At 52.2% G+C, this 5,642-nt stretch carries 6 protein-coding genes and 1 pseudogene; 1 reads left to right on the top strand and 6 read right to left on the bottom strand.

The window, feature by feature from the left end; translation table 11 throughout:
- Together KW848_RS31165 and KW848_RS31160 are read right to left on the bottom strand one after the other, a co-directional pair.
- Window positions 1–514, bottom strand: a 514-nt coding sequence (locus tag KW848_RS31165) for a contractile injection system protein, VgrG/Pvc8 family (protein WP_256365348.1), incomplete at its 3' end; no start/stop codon positions are given.
- A gap of 479 nt (window positions 515–993) precedes the next feature.
- Window positions 994–2,202, bottom strand: coding sequence for a hemopexin repeat-containing protein (locus KW848_RS31160; RefSeq protein ID WP_218539155.1), 1,209 nt, complete (start codon window positions 2,200–2,202; stop codon window positions 994–996).
- 641 nt (window positions 2,203–2,843) lie between these two features.
- Between KW848_RS31160 and KW848_RS31155 the strand changes: the two genes are divergently transcribed.
- The gene (locus tag KW848_RS31155; protein ID WP_218539154.1) at window positions 2,844–3,050 is read left to right on the top strand and encodes a hypothetical protein; all 207 of its coding nucleotides are present in this window, start codon (window positions 2,844–2,846) and stop codon (window positions 3,048–3,050) included.
- 52 nt (window positions 3,051–3,102) lie between these two features.
- On the opposite strand, the gene KW848_RS31150 is transcribed toward KW848_RS31155, so the two are convergent.
- The 4 genes and pseudogenes from KW848_RS31150 to KW848_RS32085 all read right to left on the bottom strand — a co-directional run.
- Window positions 3,103–3,756 (bottom strand): DUF2931 family protein, encoded by a 654-nt coding sequence (locus KW848_RS31150; protein ID WP_218539153.1) that lies wholly within the window; start codon window positions 3,754–3,756, stop codon window positions 3,103–3,105.
- Window positions 3,757–3,767: 11 nt separating this feature from the next.
- A complete protein-coding gene (locus KW848_RS31145) occupies window positions 3,768–4,064 on the bottom strand; it encodes a hypothetical protein (protein WP_218539157.1) in 297 nt (98 codons plus the stop codon).
- A gap of 209 nt (window positions 4,065–4,273) precedes the next feature.
- On the bottom strand, window positions 4,274–4,924 hold the full coding sequence (locus KW848_RS31140) for a phospholipase effector Tle1 domain-containing protein (protein WP_218539156.1): 651 nt from the start codon (window positions 4,922–4,924) through the stop codon (window positions 4,274–4,276).
- A 29-nt stretch (window positions 4,925–4,953) separates the two neighbouring features.
- Window positions 4,954–5,642 (bottom strand): annotated as a pseudogene (locus tag KW848_RS32085) (hypothetical protein); the annotation flags it as partial.

Below are 5,642 nucleotides of genomic sequence, written 5' to 3'. Positions count from 1 at the left end.
TGTGCTGGTGGTGCCAGGCAATCCCCTCCTCACTGCACAACCTTTGTATCAGTTGAAAATCGGATTCCCCGTATTGCGTGCAATATTCGCGCTCGGGACTGGTGCTGACCTGAAAGGTATAGGCATCAGCCTGAATACCATGTCCGTTGAGTACCTGAGCGATGATTTGCGGCACCGTTAGATTTTGGAAGATCCGTTGGTTGTCGCTGAACTGCAGATAGTGCAACGTGGGGACCAAAGTCAACTTGTAATGGGTCAGGCGTTTACCCGCGCCGCCCACGAGCGGCCCTTCGATACGCCCGTGAATGCCTTCGCCATTGAGGCCAAACTGCAGAAACGCCGGTAGGCTGAGCAGGCTCTCCATATAGAAGTCGGGGTATTCGCTGACCAGTTCAACCTCGATCGCGTACAAACTGCTGATGGTCTCAAGCCCATCAAAGGCCAGCACCTTGAAGTCGTGACGAACCGAGGGAATTAGTAATGTGAAGTGCGCAGTATTGGCTGGCGCGAACATACGCTTATCCTTAAGCAGAAAGAGGTGAGCAGGACACTAGGAGGAAACAGACCGGGGAGTGTGAAGTACGGAGGCCCCTTTAGGGACGGCAAAATATCCGAATAAGGTCCACAGTCGCCCAATGCAAAGTTGAGCAGTGATTAATGCGTTGCACAATTAATTAAATTAACGCACCGAAGCCTAACACTGTTACGGGGTTATTCAGGCGACCCCTCCAGCGCATTGATCGTGTCGATTTGCGCTTCAATAACGATGCCTCGGTGGATGAGGCTGATAAAGGTTGCCTCTCCTCGCGCCCGATCTTCTTTATTCCACTTGGGGCTAGCAAAAAATGGCGATCAACGTAAATGCCATCAATCTTGGGCATCAGGTTTGACGGGCGATACAGTCTCACTGCCCCCCTCAGCAGGCTAAGTTGCTGAAGGGGGACAAGGAAGAACAGCGTATAAGATGGCGAAGATAAGACGGTCATTTTCGGCTTAGTTTATGATATTTGTCACCCAATCAACATGTACAAACACATCCATAAAGCCTGGGCGATCTTCTCCACTTGGCTTCTCGGCACCAAATGCCATCGTCATGCCCGTAGCGCCTAGCGAGTTGACGGGTATGTCGGATGGAGTTCGCATAACTCCTCGCTGACTATCAAATAGTGCAATAGTGACTTTTCCTGTCATGGTGGTAAAAGCCTCCGAAACCGCCTTATTGCCGTCAACCTTCATTGAGGTATCTTTTCCATCAATATTGAGCAGCGCGGTTCTAACCCACTGCTCATTATTGAGCAGCGTAATGGTAAATTGAGTATTCGTTGCCAGGCCAGGGATTAGTATTGGGCTGGTGCCACCCGATGGATCGCTAGCAGGCCCTGGGCCAGTCGAGGTATGCGGACCACAATTTCCATAATGATGATGGTGCGTATGATCACCCCCATGGAAATGATGATGGTGGTCGCCAGAGCAGTCAGGCTGATTTGCAGGTCCTGTATTGCCCGTGGTTATAACAGGGGATGGCGATACAGATTGAGAGCCTAGCAGCTCAGCATCAAACAAAATGGAAGCTTGTACGCCTGTGAAGGTGAGCCCCTTCCAGTATTGGTTAGGAAGAGGAAGTTTTGCTCTATCAATAGTATTGCTCTTCAGATCATAACGTGCGTACGCACTACCTTTAAAGAAATAGACTTTTCCATTATTCCATAACAACACTGAATCAAGATTGCTGCTGAACTCGCTACTGGCGCTGTTCTTAAAGCCTGGCCATTTATCTGCAATAGATTTTTGTTCTACCTTGTGAGTGGCTAGAGTGTAGCTTATGCACTGATGACCTTTAAAAAACTGCACAACATCCGCATTCGGCGCCGCCGCTGGCCGAGTCCAATTCGCCCATTCCGTGGCTGCATCAACCCCCATTTCAAAGCCAGTACCAACCAATCCTGGCCAACCTTCAGAAATGGCTTTTGGCCCTTCGATTACTTTGGCTTGTTTGATGTCGAACTTTAGAAAGTTACTACCTTTAAAGAAGCAAAGAATATCATTTAGATTGATAACATCATCAATATTATTTTGAAACTCTGACGGCAACTCTGGCCAATCTGTTGCTGTCTGGCGCGGATAACCCGTATCAGCTTGATCAGTGGCGCTGTCGTAACGAGTGTTGTTGGATTTTTGAAAAAAGTAGCCCTTTAAATTCATGATATATCCCTTATTGAAGTTGGTCGCGCAAGCACCCAGTTTTTGATGGTGAGGAATGCGACAAAGCCATCGAACGGAACGCCCGCCGCGGACAACTATGCATACATCTAACTGGCGCAGCCAGCCCGCACATCTCACATCTTCAGCTCTTGCGTCTCGAGATAAAGAGGTAACTGGCGGAAAATTGTTAACATTGGTTGCAAGCCGATCCAATCCACTGATGTAAAGGTAAAGAACCGGCGGTATTTTAAGTCTTTTTATGGCTTTTTGGCGTTACCGTTCTCCCCCCCCCCCCCGAGCCTGATCTCAGCTTGTCTTTCAGCCGCTAAATAATAGCGCTCCTAAAACTACAGGGCTCCTCACCTTTTATCAGGAAAGTAACCAGCATGAAACTTTTGCTATGCGCTCTATTCCCGCTGCTCATGTTTCTTGGTAACACTGCCAACGCACACGACCATGTCACAGGCTGTGCTCTCATTCGGATAGACCAGTACTACGGCCTTAAGGAATGGGATTGCCGAGTTCCCAATACCCCCGCCCGAATCAGCAACGTCTACACCGATCAGCAGGGCCAACCCTATGACCCGAAACTTGCGCTTGCCCGGTGAGGTTCAAGACGGTATCTACCAGAAGTGGTGTGTATGCCGACAGCAGGTTTTAACTGCTCGGTTGGTGGCAAAGAAATAGAAGATGAAGACTTACCCAAATACCTACCCATCGTCAAAGAGCAAGACTTCAAGAAAGCGGGGGGGGGTTACGCCTTTCTTCGAGCGTATGACCGAGCGCTGAATAACTCCGATATTGAAGCCGCTTCAGTCGAGCTGCATCGAGCCTACGCTCTGATGTAAAAATATTGGACAGTAAAAAGCCCGCCAATGGACGGGCTGAACCTACATTGTTTTACCAGCTGCCATAGGGAATGCCATACTTTTCAACATACTGCTTGGAGGCTTCAGTCAGGGGGTAATAACGCCCATCTGACTTGCCAAGGTACGGCCCTAGAGGGACTATCTCTGCTTGGCCGCGTGCGATATTCACCAGATCCATGCACTCATTCTCAGTCCATATCTGAACCACTCCCCCTAGTGCAAGCCCAAGTCGTACGGTAACGGCTGTACCAAATTCTTTTATTTCGGGGTGCGCGGGACAATCCTTGGCCAAGGCATCGCGCATGAGCTGCCAGGCACTTTCCGGTATCTCAAACCAGCCTTGATAGGTTTGCGGCTCGACCACCGATTGCCAGCGAACGTAGATCCTCACTGGAAGCTTCGCATCGATCACCTCTCGCCTACTTCCCCCACCACCCGCATTCCAACCACTCGCTCCCAGAGCTCCGTTTTTCGCCCCTCCGGAAGCCGAACTGCCAATCCGCCGAAACAGGTTGCCATCGACATCGATAGTGGCACTGTCCTCAACCCAGCCACCCATCCGGTAAGGTGTAATAAAACCTATCGCCCATGGCACGGCGTCTGTGTCTGAGTGCCTCCCGACGAGCGCAGAAGCTTGACAACCGTTGAGCAGCAAAGCCCCCAGTAATATCCAGAGTGTTCGCATCGTTGTGACTCCTAGTCGGGGACATGGGGGTGTTGTAGGCGGATCCCATCCGCGGTGGGGGCATTAAAATACAGCAACTCCAGACTGGTTCGCGGAAAGGAACCTCGCATATTGGCGGGTGGATTCCAGTTGGCCGAGGTGTGAATATACTTCAGCTTGAGCAACTTCTCTTCCTCAATCGTTGTGCTGTAGTCCCCGGCAACAAAGCGCTCACAAAGCGCTTGAAGCTCGCTCGGTACTGTATGACGCGGATCGAGTTCGTCGAGATGGTCGAACTTTACCCCATGTTGCTTGGCCAACTCGTACATCACTCGCAAGTAAATCCGCGACAACTCGCCCCGCACTGGTCGCTTGAGATGTAGCGCCGCATACACGGATTTGTAAGGGTCTTTACGATTCCGCTCCGACTCAGGCAACTCACGCTGATGGGGGTTATGACCTCAAGCATCTCGGCGGGCCAACCATTGGACTCCCACTTGGCTTTCACTTGCTGTGCGTCGCGGTAAATCGACGTGGTCTAGACGTCAGTGGTGAGCGGAACACTCAAGGTTTGCATCGGACTAATGAGCAGCAGCTCCTCGGACTCAGGAAAGTACCCGCCCCCCAGATCCGAATGGACGCCGGGCAAGGTGATTTCCAGGTGGTCGGCCTTTACTCGCGTCAACGGAAAGTTAGCGCGAATTTCATCGCGTGCGGACAACTGGACGACGTTGGGGAACAAACGGCGTGGCAGGTAAAGTTTGATCCCAGGTGATGTTTGGCTGCGCACATAACCTAAATTAGCCAAACCGCCGACTGATGGGACGGTATCAAACAAACCGATAAACCCCATGTCGATATCGTACAGGTATGTACCTATAAAGGTATCGTGAAAAGACCGGCGATTTATTTTAAAAGTTTGCCCCAAAGGACCTTGCTGACCCAGCGCCACTTCGTTAACAAAGTGGCGGGCCGCCGCAGCCCCCCGACTGAAACCAAAGGTGTCAAAGGTCAGCTTGATGATTTTAGAGTCCGGGTTAGCCTGGGAAAACTGGTAAATGATTTCGGTAATCTCGCGAAACGCGCTCTCCACTTTTCCGCGCACGCCTGTAGCCCCACGGCCCATGCCTGCCCCCAGCAGGCTATCGGCTTGGCCTGTCGAGGTACCTATACCCTCGATGTAGAGCATGCGAAACAGTTGATGCTGATCGCCGTTGTCTAGAGTCTCGTTGGGGCAAAGTACAATTCACTGAGCTTCTTGATATTCGACTCATCGTTCGCATAGCTGCTGTCCGGATCAGCCATGTACGGCTTACAACTGTCATCCAGATCCTTAAGCTTGGCGGCATGGGTGGCGCCGCACAGCTGGCCCACCGCGCTGTTGCCTGCATTGTTCAGCGTACCATCAAAGAACATGCCGATACGCAGGGTGATACCGGGTGGTGGCGACTCCTCTGGCTCATCCAGCTCCTCCTCTTCCTCTTCCTCTTCCTCTTCCTCTTCCTCTTCCTCTTCCTCTTCCTCTTCCTCTTCCTCTAAATCGGAGTTGCCCGCAACAACGGTTGGTGCGGGCGTGGACGGATTGGCGATAGTCGCCTGGGGGGCGCTGATCAGTGCTTGTGCGGCCTGAAGCGGTGGGACACCTGCCATGGGCGCTCCCCCCTGGACGATGGGCACGCTGCTGAAGATGCCGCCTGAGTTGATGACGATGTGTTGGCCACCGGCTTCGAGCGTCAGGCTCATACCCGCATCGATCACCACATTGGCGGCGGTAACGTGGGCCTGTGTGCCCGCCTGAATCACCAGCGAGCCACCCGTCGTGGTGCTGCTGTCGCCGGTAATGCTGATCAGCTCATTGCCGCCGATCACGGTGTTACGCAGCCCTTGGGTGGTGTGCAGTTCGTCGC

Origin of the sequence: Pseudomonas sp. PDM25 (assembly GCF_019219045.1) — a bacterium.
Taxonomy (GTDB): domain Bacteria; phylum Pseudomonadota; class Gammaproteobacteria; order Pseudomonadales; family Pseudomonadaceae; genus Aquipseudomonas.
This window is presented reverse-complemented; position numbering and strand designations above follow the sequence as displayed.